Origin of the sequence: Rhodococcus sp. 21391 (assembly GCF_016772255.1) — a bacterium.
Classification (GTDB): domain Bacteria; phylum Actinomycetota; class Actinomycetes; order Mycobacteriales; family Mycobacteriaceae; genus Rhodococcus_F; species Rhodococcus_F opacus.
The window spans coordinates 319401-339770 of sequence record NZ_CP063782.1; the positions used below are offsets into that span (position 1 = coordinate 319401).

Genomic DNA, 20370 nt, shown 5'->3' on the forward strand with positions numbered 1-20370 from the left:
GCACGATGGTGAAACTCTCAGTTGACCTACACAGATGCCAAGGCTACGCGAACTGCGTCGTCGCCTCCCCCGATGTATTCGATCTGTCTGACGAAGGGAAGGCCGAAATCCTGCAGACCCACATCCCTGACGACGACGTACCCGTCGTCGAGGAAGCGGTGCGGTCATGCCCCGCCTCAGCGCTGTCGATGGAGGGGACCCACTGATGCGCGCCGTGACAGTCGTCGGTGGATCGCTGGCGGGCGTGCAGGTAGTGAAGACGCTACGGAGCCGGGGGTTCGACGGTGCCATAACCCTCGTCGGTGACGAAGTCCACCTTCCATACGATCGTCCGCCGCTGTCCAAGTCCGTCCTCACCGGCGACGCTGACGCGAACACTCTCGGCTATCTGGACCGCGCCTGGTTCGACGAGAACGGGGTCGAGCTGAGGCTGGGCGAACGCGCAACACGCCTCGACATCACCGACCGGACCATCTATACCGACTCCAGCACACTGCACTTCGACGATCTCGTAATCGCGACCGGTGCCCGGGCGCGAAACCCTTTCACCAACACACCCACGGGTGTGTTCACCCTCCGAACCATTGACGACGCCCTCCGGATCCGCGACGCCCTGGCCGACGCGAAACATGTCGTGGTCGTCGGCGGCGGGTTCATCGGACTCGAGGTCGCCTCAGCCGCACGGTCCCGCGGCACCCAGGTCACCATCGTCGAGGCTGCAGAGATCCCCCTCTCCCGCAACGTCGGCACCGACGTCGCGCCTGCGCTCTCCGCCCTTGCCGGCACCCACGGCATCACACTGACGTGCGGACGATCCGTTGCATCGATCGACGGAACCGCCCACGTCGAGAGCATTACGCTCGACAACGGAACACTGATCCGCTGCGACACAGTCATCGTCGGAGTCGGCGCAATACCGAACACCGACTGGCTCACCGATTCCGGACTCGAACTCGGGCCCGCCGGCCTGGTATGCGACCGGACGGGCCGAGCCGCACCACACATCTGGGCCGCCGGCGATGTCTGCGCCTGGCGCGACACCAACGGGACACCACATCGGCACGAACACTGGACCTCGGCAGGCGAACAGGCACGAACTGTCGCACACAACCTCCTCGACAACGGTATTCGCACGGTCGAAGCAGCCCCGTTCGTCTGGTCCGATCAGTTCGGCAAGCGCATCAGCATCATCGGAGACACCACCGGGCACGACACCGTCCGATTCCTGTCCCGCGGCACCGAGGACCTGGGGGCGCTCTACTCACGCGACGATAAATTCGTCGGCGCGTGCGTCGTCGACCAACTGCGGTTGGTTCTCAAATGCCGGAAATGGGCCGCGGCCGGTACCCACACATCCGAAATCCCCGAGTGGGAACTGGCTGACCTCTGACGCCATTCACCCGACTCGCCGACACTGTCGAGGACACGTCCGATGAGTTCAGCGAAAGAACCACGCACAACGATTCCCCCACAACACGACACCGACGAGGCCGGATCCATGCTGCGCACACTCACGTGGCGCGACGGATTCGTCTTCGCACTCAACATGCCGATCGGCCTCTTCCTGACCCTGGGCTACACGGTCGGTGCGATCGGCGGATGGACCGCCATCGCCATCTGGGGCGTCGCCTGCGCACTCGCCTTCCTGCAGAACAACCTGTTCGCCGAGATGGCCGCCATGTTCCCCAACCGGTCCGGCGGCATCTCAGTCTATGCCTACGAAGGATGGAAACGGCACTTCGCGCCGCTCGGCGCCATCGCCGCGTTCGGCTACTGGATGGGCTGGTCGCTGTCCCTGTCCGTCGAGGGCGTCGTCCTCGGCACCCTGATCGAACAGGCCTTCTTTCCCGACTCGCACATCGCACTTCAACTTCCGATCGGCCACGAACTCGGCCTGCCGTACCTGATCGCCATCGGCGCGATCTTCACCGCCTGGGCACTGAACTACTTCGGCGTCAAACTCGCCGCCGGCGTCGCCAAGGTGACCGGCATCCTCCTGGTCATAGGATTGCTGGTACTCACGGTCGGCCCCTTCGTGGCCTCCGGTTCCGACTTCGACATCAGCCGAATCAGTTGGACAGGCGCCAGTTCCCCCTTCGGATGGAAGGAAGTTGTGGTCTGGTTCTACATCACCGCTTGGACCACCTACGGAACCGAGGTGTGCGCCAGCTTCGCCGCCGAATACAAGAACCCCGTCAGGGACACGGCAAGAGCGCTGCGCATCTCGGCCGCCTTCATCCTCGGGCTGTACATCGTCGTCCCCTACGTCGTCGTCGGCGCCCTCGGCGAGGAAACGATCGGCCTGAACCCAGTGAACTACATCGGCCTCGCGTTCGACCGCATACTCGGCGGCTACTCCTGGCTCGGCCAACTCCCCGTCATGGCCGCCTTCATCATCGCCATGATGACAGCCACCGCCGACGGCGGCCGCTCCCTCTACGGCATCTCACGATCCGGCGGAACCATCAAACAATTGGGCGTGCTCAACAAGTACGGCGTTCCCGGTCGCGCCCTGACCACCGACATGCTGATCAACATCACCGTGCTGATCGTGCTCGGCGAACCCATCGCCATCCTGCTCGCCAGCAATCTCGGCTACCTCACCGCCGTCACTCTCGCCGTCGGCGCATTCGTCCTCCTTCGCCGCGACCAACCACACCTGCACCGCCCACTGAAACTCCCCCACTACTGGGTCCCGATCGCCTGCCTACTCTTCGCCGTCAATGCGTTCGCGATCGTGATCGGCATCTCCAACCCGAGCCTGACCGGCTACGGCGGGATCAGCGAAACAATCGCCGGCGTCGGGATCCTGCTATTCGCCTGCGTGCTCTGGTACTACCGCCAGCGAGTGCAGGAACGACAACGCATCGAGTGGCGTGTCAAGGACGAACCCCCACCCGCGGTCCACGGACCCGCACATCGAAACCCGCAACCGCAGAATCGGAAACCGTGAATTCCGAACATATCTGAACTCTCCCCAACCCAAAAATACGAGGAGTCACAACACCATGAAAGCGATCCGCGTACACGAGTACGACCGCACACCGTCCCTCGACGACGTTCCGGAACCCGTCGTGAAAGGCCCCTTCGACGTCATCGTCAAGGTCCGCGGCGCCGGAGTGTGCCGCACCGACCTGCACATCATCGAGGGCCAATGGCAAACCAAGAGCGGCGTCGCCCTGCCCTACACAATCGGACACGAGAACGCCGGCACCGTCACCGAGATCGGTTCCGCCGTCACGAACGTGGCGGTCGGCGACTCGGTGATCCTGCATCCCCTCGCCACCTGCGGCCTCTGTCTGGCATGCCGCCGCGGGGACGACGTGCACTGCACCGACTCCGAGTTCCCCGGTATCGACGTCGAGGGCGGCATGGCCGAATATCTCCGCACCTCCGCACGAAGCGTCGTCAAGCTCGCCCCGTCACTCGAACCGGCGGATGTCGCGGCTCTCGCGGACGCGGGCCTCACCGCATACCACGCGGCACGCAAGGCCGCGGAGCACCTCCGCCCCGGCCACAACGTCGTCGTGATCGGAGCCGGTGGCCTCGGGCACATCGGCATCCAGGTGCTCGAAGCCCTCACCTCCGCCCGGATCATCGTCGTCGACCAGTCGGCACCGGCGCTCGAACTCGCCAAGGAAGTCGGCGCGGACGCCACCGTCGTCGCAGACGGAACCGAAGCGGAGCAGGTGCTCGCCCTGACCGACGGCGACGGCGCCGAGGCTGTGCTCGATTTCGTTGGCGAGGGCTCCGCCCTGGCGTCGGGCGTCGGGATGCTCCGCCGAGCGGGCAACTACTACGTCATCGGTTACGGCGGCACCCTCGAGATCCCGACCATCGACATCATCAGCACCGAGATCAATTTCATCGGCAACCTCGTCGGCACCTACAACGACCTGGTCGAACTGATGGCCCTCGCCGCGCAGGGACGAGTACACCTGCACACGGTGAAGTACCGCTTCTCCGACTTCCAGCAGGCACTCGACGATCTGCACCACGGTGCCGTCCGGGGACGGGCAGTGCTGGTTCCCGACGATGAGTTCACGGCCACAACCCGAGGTTGACGCGAAATCAGTCGTACGAGGAGCACCATTCCGGTTTGCGTAACGAATAGACTGACGGGGTGCGCAAAGTGACGTTGAACGGAAACCATGAACCATCCGTAGCCTCGCAGGCACTTCCGCCGGAAGGCCTCGACGACGTGGACCGTGGGATCCTCCGGCTACTGCAGGAGGACGGGCGGATGCCGTACCGCCAGATCGCACGCGAACTAGGCGTCTCCGAAGGCACGGTCCGCATCCGCCTCGGCCGCATGCAAGAATCCGGAGTGTTGAACGTCGTCGCCATCGCAGACCCCTTCCGCCTGGGCTACCGGGTGCTCGCATTCCTGCTGCTCCGGGTCGAACCCGGCAAACAGGACCATGTCGTCGACACACTCACCACCTGGCAGGAAGCAACCTACGTGTCATCGTGCATCGGCCGCGCCGACATCTACGTCCAGCTGGTGTGCCGGGACAACGACCACCTCAACGAACTGCTGCACCGACGCCTCCCCGACATCGGGGGCGTCCGAGAGTACGAGACCTTCATGGAGCTGAAGATGCACAAGGTCTCCTACGAATACTCCCCTTCCTGACGCGCCTCCCTCGAGGTTCATCTACGCACCGAGGTACGCGGCGCGCCGTCTTCAGGTTCCTACGAATCGAAACGAGGAACGGCGATGATCCTCATCGTTGTCAAATTCAACGTTCTCCCACAATTCCAAGACAGCTGGCCATCGATCACCCGTGCCTTCACCGCCGACACCCGCAACGAAGAAGGCAACCTCTGGTTCGAGTGGTCGCGCAGCATCGACCGCGACGACGAGTACGTCCTCGTCGAAGCCTTCCGCGATACGCACGCCGGCGAGACCCACGTCGCATCCGACCACTTCCGGCAAGGCCTGGAATCGATACGACCGACACTCGCCGAAACACCACTCATCATTCACACCGAGGTCGCCAGCTCGCAGTGGTCACACATGGCTGAACTGGCCGTCAACCACGAACCCACCCACTGACATCTGAAATCCGATATCGAATTGTTCAGCATCACAGCATGATTGGAGCACCATGACCGGACGACTAGCAGACAAGGTTGCCTTCATTACCGGCGCCGCCCGCGGCCAAGGCCGCAGTCACGCAGAACGCCTGGCCGAAGAAGGCGCGGACATCATCGCCGTCGACATCTGCGGAGAGGTCGGCCGAACCACCAACTTCTACCCCGCCGCCACCGAAGAGGACCTCGCCGAGACAGTCCGGCTCGTCGAAAAGCACGGACGCCGAATCATCGCCTATACAGCGGACGTTCGTGATTTCACTGCCCTCGAGGCCGGGCTCTCCTCCGCCGTCGCCGAACTCGGCCGACTCGACATCGTTGCAGCGAACGCAGGGATCTTCCAGTTCGGTGTCGAGGTCCCCGATATCCCCGTCGACGACTGGCGCGACGTCATCGACGTCAACCTCACCGGCGTCTTCAACACCTGCAAGGCAGCCGTCCCACACATCGTCGACGGTCGCCGCGGCGGCTCCGTCGTCATCACCTCATCGGACGCCGGCGTCAAGGGGTTCGCCCGATTCGGCCACTATGTGGCGTCCAAACACGGCGTCATCGGACTCATGCGCACACTCACCATGGAACTTGCACCGCATTCCATCCGCGTGAATGTCGTGGCACCCACGAACTGCAACACCGACATGATCCAGAACGACGCCGTTTGGAAACTCTTCCGCCCCGACCGCGAGAACCCGACCTTCGAGGAATTCGCGGAGGCATCGTCGACCCTGCTGGCGCTACCCGAGCCTTGGGTCGAGCCTGCCGACGTCTCCAATGCACTGCTGTTCCTCGCCTCGGACGAGGCCCGGTTCATCACGGGCGTGACGCTACCGGTGGACGGTGGGTCCGCCGCGATCTGAATCTCACCGAACCGATCGTGCGGTGGTGGCCTCCGCCAGTCAGCGGAGGCCACCAGCGTGGACAATGCGCCACTGGCCCGGTCCGCGTGCAATGTGGTCGCGAGAAGTCGGCGCACGGGTCGGCTCTCAGGGACGACTCCGACAGATATCCCGGGGGAGGAGTGTGGCGTACCGGATGTTGTCGACTTCGAGGAGTCGAGAGACCCAGCGTTCCGACCCCTCGCTTTGAAGCCGCCGTGCGATGGCATCCCATGCCTCGTCGCGTCGCGATAGGGCCGTAGTTGGCCAGATCTTCACCGCGGATGGCCAGTGCGGCAGCGTGGGTATCTGCCCGTTCCGTAACGCACGCACCTACGCGAATCCGGTCCCTGTATCCCTGTTACTCGACGGGTTTGATCCACACCGCTTCGCTTCGGTCGTCGAAGTCTAGTTCATACTCCCCCGTCGATTCTGAGTACCTGACCGGTCATGTAGACGGACTCAGGTGAGGCGAGATAGCGGACCAGTCCTGCAATGTCGTTGGGTGACCCGACGCGGGTCAGCTGCGATTTCAGGTCGGCATTCGCCTGCGGGGCTTCGCGCATCCGCTGGGTCAGCCGGCCGGTTGCAATGATTCCCGGGGCCACGCAGTTCGCGCGTATGCCGCGGGGTGCCAGGTCCTTCGCGAGGTATCGGGTGTAGTGCGCTACGGCCGCTTTCGCAATTCCGTAGTGGGAATAGCTGCCGTCGGATGTGGGTTCGACACCGTTCAGCGAGGACATGGTGATGATGGATCCGTCGCTGCCAAGGGTCAGCGCCGGTAATGTGGCGGTGACGGTAGCGATTGTTCCGATCAGGTTTCTCCGCAGAACGATGTGGAGGTCGTCGAGATCTATTGCGGAGGCGCGATTCCCGTCTAGGGGCCCGGTCCCGCCCCCGGCGTTGCACACGAGGGCATTCAGTGCGCCCCATCGGTCGATGATGGCCGAGGTGCACTCTTGCAGTGCTGCGGCATCGGTGGTGTCCGCTTCGACGGCCAGGACGTCGGCGTTCAGGTCGTGCAGTTCGTCGAGGACCGATCCGTGTTCGTTCTCGTCGCGGAACTCCCGGTATCCGTCGAAGTTGATGTCGACCACGGCGATCGCGTATCCGTCGCGGGCGAGGGTGCACGCGATGTGTCGGCCGATCCCTCGGGCCGCGCCGGTGACGAGCGCAATTCCTTTCGTCATCGCACTACCGTCAGACCGCCGTCGACGACCAGGGTCTGTCCCGTGATCCAGCGTGCCCGGTCGGATAGGAGGAACGCGGCAGCGTCGGCTATGTCCTCGGGTGTTCCCCTCGTAGGCCGGGCGACCCGATCGTGCATCCGCTCGGCGTATGCGGGGTCGCGGGTGGCGACGTCGGCCATGGGGGTGGCGATCGGTCCTGGCGCGACAGCGTTGACCCGGATGTTGCGCGGTGCGAGGGAGACGGCCAGTCCCGAGGTGAGGGAGTTGATCGCGCCTTTGGTGGTTCCGTAGGCCCAGTTCGTTTCGGTGGCGAGGAAGGCTGCGGTGGAGGAAATGTTCACTATGGCTCCGCGCGTCATGTGTCTGGTTGCGTGGGCGGTGACGAGGTAGGTTCCGTGGACGTTGACCCGCCATAGCAAATCGACGTCATCGGGGCTGGTCATCCCGACGGACCCACTTCGATAGATGCCTGCGGCGTTGACAACCCGGTCGGGGATCGCACCTCGGGATGCAAGGTCCTCGAAGCATTTCTCTACCTGTGTCTCGTCGGTGATATCCAGAGGGGTGAGAAGCACCGCGGGTTCGTCGTTCCAGTGGGCATGGAGGGCTTCTTCATCGCGATCGATGGCCACCACTTGGCGGCCATCGTCGAGGAGTCGCAGGGTCGTTGCTGCTCCGATGCCCGAGCCGGCACCGGTCACCAACGCGACGGTGTTCGTGTTCACGTCTCCTACCCCTGTTCGTGTCCGGTGATGCTGCTGCGCAGTACTTGTAGAGCCGCATCGACGTCGTCGATGTTGTTGAAGTAGTGGAATCCGGCGCGGAATCCGCCGTCGCTGAGTGTGGCTTTGACCTGCTGCGTGGTGAGCGACGCCGGTTGAAGTGTGATGCCCGCGGGCGGATCGATGGTGACGATGTGCGATCGGGCTCCGTTGTTGCGGGAGCGGAAGCCCAGTTCGGTGGCTTCCGCGGTGAAGCGATCGGCGAGGTGCAGGCAGTGGTCTGCGACATCGCGGGCCGGCAGCTGGGTCAGGAGTTCCAGGGCGGCGCGGGCCCCGATCCAGGAGAACCAAGCGGGTGAGGTGTTCCAGCGGGTGGCGTCCTGCGCTTCGTGGTAGCGGCCGCCGAAGTAGTGCTCGGGTGGCCCCGTGGTTTTCCAGCTCGGCGCTAACGGCTCGGGGTTCCAGTTGCCGGTGGGGTCGCCGATGAGCCATGTTGTTCCCCGCGGGCAGAGCATCCACTTGTAGCCGTGAACGGCCGTGAAGTCGGCGCCCAGCTTCGACAGGTCCGTCCGGAGGACACCCATCGTCTGAGTGAGATTCGCGAAGAACTGCGCACCGACGGCGTGTGCGGCATCAGCAAGCTGCTCGATGTCCACGCGTTCACCGTCGAGGGTGATGACCTCGCTGGCCGCGACGAGCGCCGTGGATCGGTCGATTGCCGCGAGCAGGTCTTCGGTGCGGGATCGCCCGGGCGTCCGCTCGACCACCCGAACTTCGACACCCTCTGCACGTCCCCGTGCCATCGCGGGGAAGAGGACGCTGCGGAATTCGTCGGCAGCAACGACGATGTTGCCCTGCTGGACACCGGACAGCACGGTGGTGAACGCCTCGGACAACGATCCGAGGCTACTGACGTGCGACGGTGGTACCGCTGCGTAGGACGCGAACTCGGTGCGGGCACGGTCTGCGGCGTGGTCCCAGTCCGACCAGGCGAACAGTCCGGACGCCCAGTCGTCGAGGGTGGAGCGAAGTACTTCCGTGACGGGTGCGGCACCAGGCGGTGCGCCGGGGGTGTCGAGCCACGCCCACTGACCGAGCGCGGGGAAGAGGCCGCGGAACTGTTCCGGGGTCATTGCGGGACCGCGACGACGGCTTCGATTTCCACCAGCAGCCCTGGGGCGGCCAGCGCCGACACGGTCGCCGCCGAATGCGCCGGGTAGACGCCGTCGGGGAACCACTGTGCGAAGACGTCGTCGCGGGCCCGAGCGAATTCACCGAATCCGTCTGCTCCGACAACGAGGGTGAGCATTTTGACGATGTCGGACGGTGTGGCGCCCAGCTCCCGGATGATGACATCGAGGTTCGAGAATGCTTGGCGGGCCTGAACGAATGCGTTGTCGCCGACGAGTGCTCCGTCGTGGTCGACACCGATCTGACCGGACACGAACGCAATGCTGTGGCCGGCGGGGACGATGGTGGCGTGGCTGAACTTGCCCATGGGCGGTGCAAGTGCCGCTGGGTTGAGATTTTTCATGATCGCGGTGTTCCTTCGATGTCGAAGACGGTCTTGCCGAAGCCCGGGGCTGTGTCCATGGCGGCGAACACCTCCGGTGCCGCGGCGAGCGGGTAGACGGTGTCGATGACGGGGCGAATCTTGTGGTGTTCGACGAACTCGAGCATTGCCCGGAAGTCGTGTGCGTTTCCCATCGAGGTTCCGCGGATGTCGATCTGGCGGAAGAACAGGTCCCGTAGGGAGATCGGGACGTCGGCGCCGGTCGTTGCTCCGAACGTGACGACTCGTCCGCCGGGCCGGAGGGCGCGTAGGGCCGACCCGAAGACGGATCCTCCCACGCTGTCCACGACAAGGTCCGCCCGGCGAGTGAGTGCCTCCTCGAAGTCATCGGCGCCGACGATCGCGTGTGCGGCGCCGAGCTGGCGGGCGCGGTCGGCGCTGTCGTGTCGGCGGGTGATGACAGTGACTTCGGCGCCGGCGGCCACGGCGAACGCCAGTGCCAGTGGTCCGACGCCACCGCTGATCCCGGTGATCATCACGTGCTCACTCGGTTGGAGTCCGCCGCGCGTGAACAATGCCCGGTAGGCGGTCGATGCGGACAGCCCGAGGGCGGCGGCCTCGTGGCGCGTGAGGTGCGGAGGCACTGGGTGAATGTTATTCAGCGGTACTGTGATTCGTTGAGCAAAGGTGCCGGGCCTGGGGCCGCCGAGGATCTCGGGCACCTCCGGCAGCTGTGTGTCGTCGGGCCAGCCGATGCAGGGGTCGATGAGGACGGTGGTTCCGACGAGTGCTGCGTGGGCGGGTGACCCGACCTGGGTCACGGTGCCGACGCCGTCGGCGCCCAGGATCAGTGGGGGTTCGGTGCCGGTGCGGTTGTTCACCAGGAACAATTCGTGCCGGTTGAGGCCTGCGGCGCTCAGGGCGAGGACGGCGTCGTTCTCGCCGGGCGATTCGGATTCGGGGGCGTCGTCGACGACGGCGACACCTGCCGGGCCCGGGATCTTCGTGTGGGTCACGGCGATCATGCGGGTACCACCGGGGTGTCGCGGAGTCCGGTGCGCAGCGACACACCGAGCGTCTCCCGGGTGAGCAGGGCTGCGATGAGGCTGATCGCTGCCCCGAAACTCAAATACCAGGCGGGCGCATAGGTCGACCCGGAGTAGGTGATGAGTGCGGTCGCGGCGAGCGGGCCGAGGCCACCGAACAGGACGACGCCGAGGTTGTAGCCGATGGCGAGGCCGCTGTAGCGGCGGGAGGTGGGGAACAGTTCCGAGAACAGTGCCGGTTGCGGGGCGAGCATCATCGCGTCGCCGACGAGGATCAATGCGATGCCGGCGACGACGGCGAGGTAGCTGCGTTGGTGGACGAGTAGGAATCCGATGGGCGCGGCGACGACGACCCATACTGCGCCCCAGAGCACGAACGGCCGGCGGCCGATGCGGTCGCAGAGGCGGGCGAAGAACACCACGAGGACGACGAGGATCAGCATGGCGGTGAGTCCGGCCGCTCGGGCTGAGGCGGTGCTCATGCCCAGATCCGTGGTGAAGAAGGTCGGTCCGAAGACCAGAAGGACGTACGTGCACATCGTCGGGGAGCACACCAGCCCGCACACGAGCAGGATCGAGCGCCAGTTTTCCTTGATCGCACTGATCAGTGGGGACTTCTCGCGCTCGCCGGACGCGGCGACCGCGGTGAATTCCTCGGTCTCTTCCAGCTTGAGTCGCATGTAGAGACCGATCATGCCCAGGGGGAATGCCAGCAGGAATGGGATCCGCCAGCCCCAGGATTGGAGATCGTCGGCATTGAGAACGGCGGTGAGGATCAGCGATGATGCGGCGGCGGTGAACATGCCCAGCGTGATGGTGATCGTTTGCCAGCTGCCGTAGAATGCTCGCCGATTCGGTGGTGCGGATTCGACGACATAGGCTGCGGCGCCCATCCATTCGCCTCCTGCGGAGAGGCCTTGCAGGCAGCGGAGCAGGAGAATGAGCAGCGGTGCGGCGATGCCGATGCTGGCGTAGGAGGGGACGACCGCCATCAGTGCGGTCGCGCTCGAGATCGTCAAGATGATGGTCGAGAGGGTGATCTTGCGGCCGTAGCGGTCGCCGATGTAGCCGAAGAGCACTCCGCCGAGTGGGCGTACGACGAAGCTGATTCCGAAGACCAGGAAGGTCATCATCATCGCCACTGCCGGGTCGCTGTCCTCGAAGAAGAGCACCGCGAAAATGGAGGCGAAGTAGCCGTAGAGGACGAATTCGTACCATTCCAAGAAGTTGCCGATACACGCGGCGATGACGGCCTTGCGGCGTTCGGGTGTCAGGCCTTCGGTGTGTTCGGTGGGGGGAGCCGAACTGAGGGTGTTCTCAGACATGAGTTTTCCTTGACGGTGAGGGCGGGGTTCACCAGTGCGGTGCACCGAAGGTGGGAAGGTCGGCAGGGTCGAGGTGGTCGAGGTAGGTGCCGTAGTCGATGTCGAGTCGCGCGTGCCCGTACGTGGTGCGTACGGAGCCTTTGACGGCGAGGATGTGCAGCGGGTCGCTGCCGGATTCTGTGAATTCGAGGGACGCTTCGCCCTGGCGCAGGGGGCCGGTGACGGTGAAGGCGAACGGGATGCGGACCAGTCGGCTGATATCGAAGCCGGCGCCGTCCGCGCTGGGGATGATCTTTGCAGTGAACTGGGTGGTGAACCAGTCCGGCACGATGGCAGCGGTTCGCTCGTCTGCCGGAGGTGTCGCGGCGTGGTCGACCGTGCCGCTGATCAAGGTGGCGCCGGCGGCATTGCTGACGGCGAAGTCGAGGTGCCTGCCGTGGTCGTGCAGGTGGACGTTGCGGGATTGCTTCTTGGGCAGGCCGAAGAGTTCGCGCCCGAGAATGCCGTGGTTGAGTCCCTCGACGTAGGTTCCGATGGCGTAGGCTCCCTCGGTATCGCCGTGTCGGCAGCGGAGGTTTATTCCGGCCTGCATGTAGGCGGGCCTGGTCTCGACGGTGCCGTCGCCGGCGGTGAAGGAAGCGCCGATGAATTCGGCGACCCAGATCAGCACCTCGGGCGAGGCGGCCGGGCTCAATGGCCGCGGCAGGACCACGGCGGCGATGTCCTCGGTGGTCGGGTAGGCGACGGTCAGCCAGCGGACGGTGACCGATTCCGTTCCGGGTGAGAACAGGGGCGCGAACACCGGCATGGCCATTGCGCCTCGGGGTCGGTTCGCGTTCATACCGATACCTTCGCGGCATGGGCTGCGAATGCGCTGTCGATCTCGCGGATGATGCGGTCTGCGTTGGGGATCAGCGCCTGCGCGAGACTGGGTGCGGCAGGGATGCGGGCATCGGGTGTACCGATCCGCAATGGCGGCTGGTCGAGCTCGATTCCAGCGGCCGCGACCGCCGCGACGATTTCGGCGCCGACTCCTCCGATGGTGTGCGCCTCGTGGATTACAGCGAGCCGTCGGGTGCGCGCAACCGAGGACAGGATGTGCCCCATGTCCAGCGGGCGAAGCCAGCGGGCGTCAATCACCTCGATGTCGATTCCTCGGGATGCGAGGGCGTCGGCAGCTTCGAGCACCTGGAATTGCATGGCGCCCCAGGTCACGGCGGTCAGAGCGGTGCCCTCTCTGCGGACGACCGCGCCACCGAGAGGTGCTACGGGTCCGCCAAGGGTGACCGGTTGCTTGTCCCGGTGGTAGAGGGTGCGGTTTTCGATGACGATGGTCGGGTCCGGCGATGCGGCCGCGGTAAGCAGCAGGTCGTACGCATCCTGGTGGGTTGCGGGCATACACACCTGCAGTCCGGGAATGTGGGCGAACAAGGCTTCGAGGCTCTGGGAGTGCTGCGCGCAGGCGCCGGGCGCGCTCCCCTGCTGCATGCGGACCGTGATCGGGGCGGTGAGCGCTCCCTGTGACACGTAGCGGACGTTGGCGGCCTGGTTCACGAGTTGATCGAAGGCGACGAGGGTGAAGTCGGCCCACATGATTTCGACGATGGGACGCATTCCGAATAGTGCGGATCCGACCGCGCCACCGAGAATGGCCGATTCGGAGATCGGAGTGTCGAATACCCGCCTACCGAAAGTCTTCTGCAGGCCTTTCGTGACTCCGAAGACGCCGCCGGGAGCGGCGACATCTTCTCCGAACACCAGCGCCTTGGGGTCGTCGTCGAGGATTTGGCGAAGGGCTTCGTTCACGGCGCCGGCGTAGCTGAGGTTCTTGGTGTCAGGCATAGAGGTGCTCCAATACGGTGGTGGGATCGGCGACCGGGTCCGCGAGCGCGGCGAGAGAAGCCGCGCGGACTTCGTCGTTGACATCCGCAATGAGTGCGTCGAGCTCGGTTTGGGTGACACCGCTCTCCTGGAGGAGGTTTCGGGCGGCCCGCACGAGTGGTTCGTCCGCCTCGATATCGTCGATCTCCCCGGCGGGCCGGTATTGCTGGGCGTCACCGATGTAATGGCCGACGATGCGGTGCGTCATGGCTTCGAGCAGGACGGGACCTTTCCCTGCACGGGCATGCTGGGCTGCTTTCGACACGGCGTCCCGCACCGCGATTGGGTCATTGCCGTCGATCCGCGCGCCCGTGATTCCGTACGCCGCGGCCCGCTTGAACAGCACCGGGTTCTTCACCATGTCAACAATCGGTGTCATCTCCGAATAGTGGTTGTTCTCAACAAGGAAAATGATGGGAAGTTGCTGGACCGCAGCGAAATTCATTGCCTCGTGCACCGCACCTTGGTTGAGGGCACCGTCGCCGAAGGCCGCGACGGCCACCCGGCCGGATCCGTCGAACGTGGCGGCGAGCGCCGCACCCGCGGCGATCGGGGCTCCCGCGCCGACGATGGAATTCTCCCCATACATCGCGGTGTCGGGGGTCGAGAAGTAGGCCGACCCACCCCGTCCGCCATTGGTGCCCGTGCTGCGGCCGAGAAGCTCCGCGAGGATCGAGTGCATGGTGGCGCCGAGCGCCAGTGCCCAACCGTGGCCGCGGTAGGTGGGAAATACCGCGTCGCGAGAGAGGTCCAACCCTGCCGCGGCGCCGACGTAGATCGCTTCCTGGCCGTTGCACAGGTGCACCGAACCGACGACTTCTTCGATCTTGCGGAGCCGGAGAATCTCGTTTTCCAGCACCCGGATGCGGTACATCTGACGATAGTGCGCGAGTAGCGGTTCAGTCATGGGATCCTCCGTGTGTTCATGCAGGTAGGCCTCGGTACCGACGCGTCGTCGACGGGTCGGGTGAAGGGGTGTTACTGGGTCAGGCGAGTCGGTGATTGTCGAGCGGTGTGACGGTCGCGCCGGTAGCTTCGGTGCGCAGGTACGCGGTTGCGCGGTCTGCCGCGTCGCGGACGTGGATGGCGAGAACGTGCATTTCCTTCGCGAACCGCGTCGTGGGTGCCGAGACCGCGAAGGCCCCGACCGGGTTGCGATACTCGTCGAAGAACGGTGCGGCGATGCAGGAGACGCCGATCTCGAATTCTTCGTTGTCGACGGCGAATCCGTTCTTCTTCACCGTCACCAGCTCTTGGGCGAAGGCGTCGAAGTCGGTGATGCTGTTCGGGGTCACCGGGACGAATGACTCCGGCGGGAGCATCGCTTCGACGCGTGTGGAGGGCAGATGCGCAAGGATCGCCTTGCACGACGCCCGGGTGTGCAGGTACCCGGAGTAACCGACGTCGAGGTTGCCGACGCTGAGGATATGACTTCCCGCGATCCATTCCTGGAGCGTGACAACCCCGTGGTACCAGCCGGAAATGTAGACCGTCTCCCGGGTCTTTTGATTGAGCCCGACAAGTAGCGCCGACAGCGCCGGCTCGGGCCGGGTGTGCAGGTTGACGGTCTTGCTCAGTCGGGCGGCGCGAGCGCCCACGACGTACGCGCCATTGCGTAGACGGATGACGAATTCGTCCTGCTGCAGCGTCTTGAGAATGTGGTAGCAGGTGCCCAGGTTCAGGTCCAGGGTTCGCGCGATCGCCTTTGCGGTCATCGTGCCATCGGCAGCGGCGATCGTCTCGAGCACCTCGAGGCCGCGGGTCAGCGTCCGGAGGGTGGTGCCACTGGACTGGGGCTCGGTCATTGCATACTCCCGGCGAAATCGAGGAGCGTATCGGCGATTACCCGGGATCCGAGTTCAACCGCGTCCTCGTAAATGAACTCGTCGGGACTGTGCGCAAGCGCTGTGTCCCCCGGCCCGTAGATGATTGTCGGTATCCCTTTGGGCCCGTACTGGGCGGCGTCGGTACCGGCCGTCAGACCGGTGACCTTCGGTGATCCCGTCGCCCGGGCAATCGCGCGTTCGGCGGCAGCGACGAGGGGATGGCCCGCCGTGGTCTCCCATCCCGGAAGCGCATGCTGCCAGTGGATGCGGGTGGGGTGCTGACCCCAGCTCGCATCGCTATCGACCCGCGCGATCAGCGCCTCCAGATCATCTCGGACCGCACCGAGATCCTCCCCCGGTGCGGTACCCCACCGCCCCGCCATCCGCGCCGAATCCGGAACCGCCGCCCGCCACGTTCCCGCGGACACGGTGCCGACGACGAACGGCACCGGGGTGGGGATGTCACCGAAGTACGTGCGGTACTGCTCACCGAACCGGGCACCGCGCTCGTCAGCGAGCCCGGTCATCGCCTCGTGGACGCGCATGAGGTGCAGGAAGGCATCGGCACCGCGCCACGGCGCCGAGGTGTGCGCCGAACGACCCTCCACCTCGAGCTCGAAGAACAACAGCCCGGTCCCGATCGGTGCAACAGCTCCATTCGTCGGCTCGAGCACGATAGCGGCAAGCGGTTCCGGCACCCGGGAGAACACTGCGCGAGTCCCCACCCCGGTAGTTTCCTCCGCGCACACCAGTTGGACGGCGAGGTCGAAAGGCAGGGAATCCGCAAGTTCGCTGAGTGCGTCCACCGCGTACAGAGCCGCGGCGATAGGCCCCTTCGTATCCACCGCACCTCTGCCGTAGATGCGGCCGTCTCTGCGCACACCGGAGAAAGGTGCATCGGTCCACGCCGCTTGATCTCCAGCCGGCACCACATCGATGTGCCCGTTCAGGACCACCGAAGGCATCCCTTCGCGGGGAGGCCGTGGCCACGCGATGATGTTGGCCCTTCGATCGACGTTTGGCTCATTCGCCCGGTGGTGGGCGGCCAGCTCGCTCAGCGGCTGCGACTCGTGGGTCCACCCGTGACGATCGAGCCAGGCGATGAGGAAGTCGTGGATGCGATCTTCCTCGCCGCTGACGCTGGCGTGCTGGACCGCCTCCGACACGAACTCGAGCATCTGCTCACGACCACGCGTGATGCGGTCCTGCACGTGCTCGCGTCGAGAATCCGTCTCGATCGTCGCGCTCATCGGCACCTCCTCAGTTTCCGGACCACATCCCTGTGCGGTCGGTGAACACACGATGAACGCCGCGGTAGTGGAGGGCAACAGTTCAGCTGCCGCCGTGTCACTATATGAAATTTCACGCCGAGCGAAAGGGAATTTCACCCCGACCCGCTCAGCTACCGGCAGGTAGAGCGCCCTTTCCCGCCTAGTCCGGATTCGCCGGCCGACTCCAAACCACGCCCGTCCCGACTTGATTTTCAAATAGTAGAAAGTTCCGGCACGAACACTGCCCGTGCCGCCAATCACCGCGTAGCGTCCAGCCGATCCGCCGACTCCGAGGAGAGAAGAGAGTTCCGTGAACGACGTATCACTCCACCAGCGACACCGCGCCGTGATGCCCGACTGGCTGTCGACCTACTACGAGGACAACCCCCTCGAGCTGGTCTCGGGTTCCGGTCGCCACGTCACAGGAGGAGACGGCCGAACATACCTCGACTTCTTCGGCGGACTCCTCGCAACAATGATCGGGCACGACATACCCGAAATCACCGAAGCCCTGCGCCGCCAGGCAGGGCAGCTACTGCACTCAAGCACCCTGTACCTGATCCGCTCACAAGTCGAGCTCGCCGAGAAAATCGCGGCCCGCGCACCCGTCGACAATCCCCGCGTCTTCTTCGTCAACTCAGGCTCGGAGGCAGTGGAAACGGCACTGCTCCTGACAACCACTGCCCAGCAGTCGAATCAAGTGATCGCTCTCAGAGGCAGCTACCACGGCAGATCCTTCGGAACCGTCGCCACCACGGGAATCCGCGGCTGGTCCGCAACCTCACTGAGCCCCCTGCAGGTCACCTACGCTCACAGCGGATACAAATACCGCAGCCCATTCGGGCACCTCGACGACCACGCCTTCAACACCGCATGCCGCGACGAACTGCAGACCATGATCGAGACCTCCACCTCCGGCAACATCGCCTGCTATCTCGCCGAACCTATCCAAGGCGCGGGCGGATTCGCGACCCCACCCGACGGGTTCTTCCTCGCGATGAAAGAGGTTCTCGACGCCTACGACATCCCCTTCGTCTCCGACGAGGTCCAATCCGGATGGGGCCGAACCGGACGCTCCTACTTCGGAATCGAACACTACGGAGTTCGCCCCGAAGCGATCACCTTCGCCAAGGGGCTCGCGAACGGGCTCAGCATCGGCGGTGTCGTCGCCGAAAACGAACTGATGAACTGCCTCACCGCGAACTCGATCTCGACCGCCGGCGGCAACCCGATCGCGATGGCGGCGGGAAACGCCGTACTTGACTTCATCGAGTCGCACGACCTGCAAGCCAATGCCGCCGACGTCGGCCACCTACTGTCAACCGGGCTGCAGGAACTCGCGACCCGCCACCCGCTGATAGGAGACGTGAGAGGCGCCGGACTCATGCTCGGAGTCGAACTCGTCGAAAACGGAACCAAGAAACCCGCAGTTGCCGCAACGAACACCATTCTCACGCAATGCCGCGAACGGGGACTGCTCATCGGCAAGGGCGGATTGTCCGGCAACGTCCTCCGCGTGACACCACCGATGACCGTCACGATCGAGGAAGCCAAACAGGCTCTCGGAATCCTTGACGACGTCCTCTCATACGTAGCATCGCGGGCCGAGCCGCAACCAATCCACTGACCGATGCCGGACACGGCGCCCATAGTCCGCACTGACGACACCACGACCGCCGACGAACGAACCGTCGGGCGGGGCACTGCCCTATTCAGCTCTCATCGTCGTGGCAGAAGTACCGATGGCTCAACTCTCCACCGATGTCCGTCGCCCCTGGTGATCCTCACCCATACTGTCAATCTGCCCACGCAGGGGCGGGTCGCGGATCACCCATTGTTGAGGCTCTACCCTCGACCGTGCTCATCGAGCCACGGGGACCGCGCGCAGCGTGAGCGCGACAGCCGAAGGCGCGGGGACCGATCCGGCGATATAAAAGGGGGACCGCACCCACCGGATGCGGTCCCCACATAACACTGGTTCAGACAGAGCGCACGTTCGTGGCCTGCGGGCCCTTCTGGCCCTGGCCGACCTCGAACTCCACACGCTGGTTCTCGTCGAGCGACTTGAAACCGCTGCCCGAGATTTCCGAGTAGTGCACGAAGACGTCCGGAGTTCCGTCGTCGGGTGCGATGAAACCGAAGCCCTTCTCACCGTTGAACCACTTCACAATGCCCTGCGCCATGCCGATACTCCCTCAATCTCGATCCGGACCCCCACATCGAGGTTCCGATCTCGATGACCTGATCCTGCCATCCTCGATGTAGTCGCGAAGACCGCGCACCGTATTCCCATCGATCTACGACCGGTCGTCGATGCACCATCACTGACCTGTGGTGGCGGACTGATGGCATCGCTGTCGCACGTGACCGGTCGTTCACACCAACCGGGAACGACTCCATGAGTGGGTGGGGATCGCGGCGACGCACTCGCGGGTTCCGCCGACATGGGTGGCATCGATCGACGTTGCTTTTTGCTGATCCCAGTGGGGGGATTGCAATCCCATGTTTTAGTCATTTAGACTAAAACAATGGAAGCGATGACGGAGGCACTCGACGTCGTCGGCGCGGCAATCGTGCCGAGCGACCTGTTCGGCCCAATCACCCCCGATCCGGCGGCTCAGCGCGCTGCCCGTCGGCGGTTCCACCGCCTGTCGGTTCTGATTCACCCGGATCGGGTTGATCCCGCGTACGCCGCCCGCGCCGCCGCGGCATTCACGCACGCGTCCAACCTGTACCGCCGCTGGCAGCACGATGCGACCACTACGACCTCGACCTCGGCCACGGCCACGGCCACGGCCACGGCGATCGTGTTGGACGGCAATCGCGGCTCCTATCGACTCGGGATTCGGCATGCCCGCGGTTCGATCGCCGACCTGCACCATGCCACCGACAGCGGCGGGGCGGGCGTGGTGATCAAGGTTCCCCGCAATGTCTCCTCGAACGCTCTGATCGATGCCGAATGGGCCGCGCCTACTGAGATCGCGGCGTCCGCCGAGGGCGGGAATGATTGGCTGCGCGCGTACTTCCCGCAGCTGATCGACCACCTCACCCACGCCGACCCTGTGACCGGCGCCCGGCGGCAGGTGAACGTGCTGGACTCGCTGACCACTGGATTCGTCACCCTCGCCGAGGTCCAGGCTGCGTACCCGGACGGGCTCGATCCGCGGGATTGGGTGTGGATGCACCGGCGTCTACTGCGGGCTCTTGCAGCCGCGCATCGCGCCGGGTGGGTGCACACCGCGGTGACCGCGGACAACGTGCTCATTCACCCTAAGCGGCATGGAGTGGTACTGGCCGGGTGGTCGTTCGCCACCCGCCCAGGCACGGTTCCGCTGGCGACAATCCCCTCTCGGCGGGAGCACTATCCACCGGAAAGTTCCACCGGCTCCCCCGCAACCCCGGCCTGGGATGTGTTCATGGCCCACCGGTTGATGCTGACCATGCTCACCGACACGGCCCCGGACCGCCTGCGCGCCTTCGCATGCGGCTGCCTGCAACCACAACCTGGTCTGCGCCCTGACGCCGTCGATCTCCTCGACGAGTTCGACGACCTGCTCGACACGCTCTACGGGCGGCGACGCTTCCGCCCGTTCACCATGCCCACCACGAAAGGACAGTGATCCA

The 20370-nt window shown here is 64.8% G+C and carries 21 protein-coding genes; 9 read left to right on the forward strand and 12 right to left on the reverse strand.

Annotated features, from left to right (window positions below; all coding sequences use genetic code 11):
• Positions 1-5 precede the first annotated feature (5 nt).
• The 7 genes from GO592_RS36150 (at position 6) to GO592_RS36180 (ending at position 5954) form a co-directional block, all read left to right on the forward strand.
• Entirely contained in the window at positions 6-206 is a 201-nt protein-coding gene (locus GO592_RS36150; protein ID WP_007299737.1) for a ferredoxin, read from the forward strand.
• Positions 206-1390, forward strand: coding sequence for an NAD(P)/FAD-dependent oxidoreductase (locus tag GO592_RS36155; protein ID WP_007299736.1), 1185 nt, complete (start codon positions 206-208; stop codon positions 1388-1390). The genes GO592_RS36150 and GO592_RS36155 overlap by 1 nt, the downstream gene beginning before the upstream one ends.
• A 42-nt stretch (positions 1391-1432) precedes the next feature.
• Positions 1433-2953, forward strand: a complete 1521-nt coding sequence (locus GO592_RS36160) for an APC family permease (protein WP_007299735.1) — start codon at positions 1433-1435, stop codon at positions 2951-2953.
• Between the two features lie 55 nt (positions 2954-3008).
• Positions 3009-4064: an NAD(P)-dependent alcohol dehydrogenase gene (locus tag GO592_RS36165; protein ID WP_007299734.1), complete on the forward strand. Its 1056-nt coding sequence runs from the start codon at positions 3009-3011 to the stop codon at positions 4062-4064.
• A 68-nt stretch (positions 4065-4132) separates the two neighbouring features.
• Entirely contained in the window at positions 4133-4636 is a 504-nt protein-coding gene (locus GO592_RS36170; RefSeq protein ID WP_011599374.1) for an Lrp/AsnC family transcriptional regulator, read from the forward strand.
• A gap of 84 nt (positions 4637-4720) precedes the next feature.
• On the forward strand, positions 4721-5059 hold the full coding sequence (locus GO592_RS36175) for a putative quinol monooxygenase (protein ID WP_007299732.1): 339 nt from the start codon (positions 4721-4723) through the stop codon (positions 5057-5059).
• Between the two features lie 52 nt (positions 5060-5111).
• Positions 5112-5954, forward strand: coding sequence for a mycofactocin-coupled SDR family oxidoreductase (locus GO592_RS36180; RefSeq protein WP_007299731.1), 843 nt, complete (start codon positions 5112-5114; stop codon positions 5952-5954).
• Positions 5955-6385: 431 nt separating this feature from the next.
• On the opposite strand, the gene GO592_RS36185 is transcribed toward GO592_RS36180, so the two are convergent.
• From GO592_RS36185 to GO592_RS36235, 11 genes are all read right to left on the reverse strand, one after another.
• A complete protein-coding gene (locus tag GO592_RS36185) occupies positions 6386-7162 on the reverse strand; it encodes an SDR family NAD(P)-dependent oxidoreductase (protein WP_007299730.1) in 777 nt (258 codons plus the stop codon).
• Positions 7159-7887: an SDR family NAD(P)-dependent oxidoreductase gene (locus GO592_RS36190; protein ID WP_007299729.1), complete on the reverse strand. Its 729-nt coding sequence runs from the start codon at positions 7885-7887 to the stop codon at positions 7159-7161. The genes GO592_RS36185 and GO592_RS36190 overlap by 4 nt, the downstream gene beginning before the upstream one ends.
• Positions 7888-7892: 5 nt before the next feature.
• Entirely contained in the window at positions 7893-9017 is a 1125-nt protein-coding gene (locus GO592_RS36195; protein WP_007299728.1) for an aminotransferase class V-fold PLP-dependent enzyme, read from the reverse strand.
• Positions 9014-9418 (reverse strand): RidA family protein, encoded by a 405-nt coding sequence (locus GO592_RS36200; RefSeq protein ID WP_007299727.1) that lies wholly within the window; start codon positions 9416-9418, stop codon positions 9014-9016. Before GO592_RS36200 ends, GO592_RS36195 begins: the two co-directional genes overlap by 4 nt.
• On the reverse strand, positions 9415-10422 hold the full coding sequence (locus GO592_RS36205; RefSeq protein ID WP_007299726.1) for a quinone oxidoreductase family protein: 1008 nt from the start codon (positions 10420-10422) through the stop codon (positions 9415-9417). Before GO592_RS36205 ends, GO592_RS36200 begins: the two co-directional genes overlap by 4 nt.
• Positions 10419-11768, reverse strand: coding sequence for an MFS transporter (locus GO592_RS36210; RefSeq protein ID WP_007299725.1), 1350 nt, complete (start codon positions 11766-11768; stop codon positions 10419-10421). The genes GO592_RS36205 and GO592_RS36210 overlap by 4 nt, the downstream gene beginning before the upstream one ends.
• A 28-nt stretch (positions 11769-11796) precedes the next feature.
• Positions 11797-12609, reverse strand: a complete 813-nt coding sequence (locus GO592_RS36215; RefSeq protein WP_237720562.1) for an acetoacetate decarboxylase family protein — start codon at positions 12607-12609, stop codon at positions 11797-11799.
• On the reverse strand, positions 12606-13610 hold the full coding sequence (locus tag GO592_RS36220; RefSeq protein ID WP_007299723.1) for an alpha-ketoacid dehydrogenase subunit beta: 1005 nt from the start codon (positions 13608-13610) through the stop codon (positions 12606-12608). The genes GO592_RS36215 and GO592_RS36220 overlap by 4 nt, the downstream gene beginning before the upstream one ends.
• Positions 13603-14556: a thiamine pyrophosphate-dependent dehydrogenase E1 component subunit alpha gene (locus GO592_RS36225; RefSeq protein ID WP_007299722.1), complete on the reverse strand. Its 954-nt coding sequence runs from the start codon at positions 14554-14556 to the stop codon at positions 13603-13605. The genes GO592_RS36220 and GO592_RS36225 overlap by 8 nt, the downstream gene beginning before the upstream one ends.
• A gap of 79 nt (positions 14557-14635) precedes the next feature.
• Positions 14636-15454, reverse strand: coding sequence for an IclR family transcriptional regulator (locus GO592_RS36230; RefSeq protein ID WP_007299721.1), 819 nt, complete (start codon positions 15452-15454; stop codon positions 14636-14638).
• On the reverse strand, positions 15451-16725 hold the full coding sequence (locus GO592_RS36235; RefSeq protein WP_007299720.1) for a M20 family metallopeptidase: 1275 nt from the start codon (positions 16723-16725) through the stop codon (positions 15451-15453). The genes GO592_RS36230 and GO592_RS36235 overlap by 4 nt, the downstream gene beginning before the upstream one ends.
• 331 nt (positions 16726-17056) lie before the next feature.
• Here GO592_RS36235 and GO592_RS36240 point away from each other — a divergent pair, with 331 nt between their 5' ends.
• Complete coding sequence (locus tag GO592_RS36240; protein ID WP_007299719.1) at positions 17057-18373, forward strand: aspartate aminotransferase family protein; 1317 nt, start codon at positions 17057-17059, stop codon at positions 18371-18373.
• 352 nt (positions 18374-18725) lie between these two features.
• Here GO592_RS36240 and GO592_RS36245 read toward each other — a convergent pair whose 3' ends face one another.
• The gene (locus tag GO592_RS36245) at positions 18726-18929 is read right to left on the reverse strand and encodes a cold-shock protein (RefSeq protein ID WP_005242781.1); all 204 of its coding nucleotides are present in this window, start codon (positions 18927-18929) and stop codon (positions 18726-18728) included.
• Between the two features lie 354 nt (positions 18930-19283).
• Between GO592_RS36245 and GO592_RS36250 the strand changes: the two genes are divergently transcribed.
• Positions 19284-20366, forward strand: coding sequence for a hypothetical protein (locus tag GO592_RS36250; protein WP_007299718.1), 1083 nt, complete (start codon positions 19284-19286; stop codon positions 20364-20366).
• Positions 20367-20370: the final 4 nt, after the last annotated feature.

Coding starts and splice junctions, on each gene's coding strand:
- GO592_RS36165 (WP_007299734.1), top strand. CDS start 3,009: ATGAAAGCGATCCGCGTACACGAGTACGACCGCACACCGTCCCTCGAC.
- GO592_RS36205 (WP_007299726.1), bottom strand. CDS start 10,422: ATGATCGCCGTGACCCACACGAAGATCCCGGGCCCGGCAGGTGTCGCC.
- GO592_RS36155 (WP_007299736.1), top strand. CDS start 206: ATGCGCGCCGTGACAGTCGTCGGTGGATCGCTGGCGGGCGTGCAGGTA.
- GO592_RS36185 (WP_007299730.1), bottom strand. CDS start 7,162: ATGACGAAAGGAATTGCGCTCGTCACCGGCGCGGCCCGAGGGATCGGC.
- GO592_RS36195 (WP_007299728.1), bottom strand. CDS start 9,017: ATGACCCCGGAACAGTTCCGCGGCCTCTTCCCCGCGCTCGGTCAGTGG.
- GO592_RS36250 (WP_007299718.1), top strand. CDS start 19,284: ATGACGGAGGCACTCGACGTCGTCGGCGCGGCAATCGTGCCGAGCGAC.
- GO592_RS36150 (WP_007299737.1), top strand. CDS start 6: ATGGTGAAACTCTCAGTTGACCTACACAGATGCCAAGGCTACGCGAAC.
- GO592_RS36235 (WP_007299720.1), bottom strand. CDS start 16,725: ATGAGCGCGACGATCGAGACGGATTCTCGACGCGAGCACGTGCAGGAC.
- GO592_RS36210 (WP_007299725.1), bottom strand. CDS start 11,768: ATGTCTGAGAACACCCTCAGTTCGGCTCCCCCCACCGAACACACCGAA.
- GO592_RS36225 (WP_007299722.1), bottom strand. CDS start 14,556: ATGACTGAACCGCTACTCGCGCACTATCGTCAGATGTACCGCATCCGG.
- GO592_RS36180 (WP_007299731.1), top strand. CDS start 5,112: ATGACCGGACGACTAGCAGACAAGGTTGCCTTCATTACCGGCGCCGCC.
- GO592_RS36175 (WP_007299732.1), top strand. CDS start 4,721: ATGATCCTCATCGTTGTCAAATTCAACGTTCTCCCACAATTCCAAGAC.
- GO592_RS36160 (WP_007299735.1), top strand. CDS start 1,433: ATGAGTTCAGCGAAAGAACCACGCACAACGATTCCCCCACAACACGAC.
- GO592_RS36215 (WP_237720562.1), bottom strand. CDS start 12,609: ATGAACGCGAACCGACCCCGAGGCGCAATGGCCATGCCGGTGTTCGCG.
- GO592_RS36230 (WP_007299721.1), bottom strand. CDS start 15,454: ATGACCGAGCCCCAGTCCAGTGGCACCACCCTCCGGACGCTGACCCGC.
- GO592_RS36220 (WP_007299723.1), bottom strand. CDS start 13,610: ATGCCTGACACCAAGAACCTCAGCTACGCCGGCGCCGTGAACGAAGCC.
- GO592_RS36245 (WP_005242781.1), bottom strand. CDS start 18,929: ATGGCGCAGGGCATTGTGAAGTGGTTCAACGGTGAGAAGGGCTTCGGT.
- GO592_RS36200 (WP_007299727.1), bottom strand. CDS start 9,418: ATGAAAAATCTCAACCCAGCGGCACTTGCACCGCCCATGGGCAAGTTC.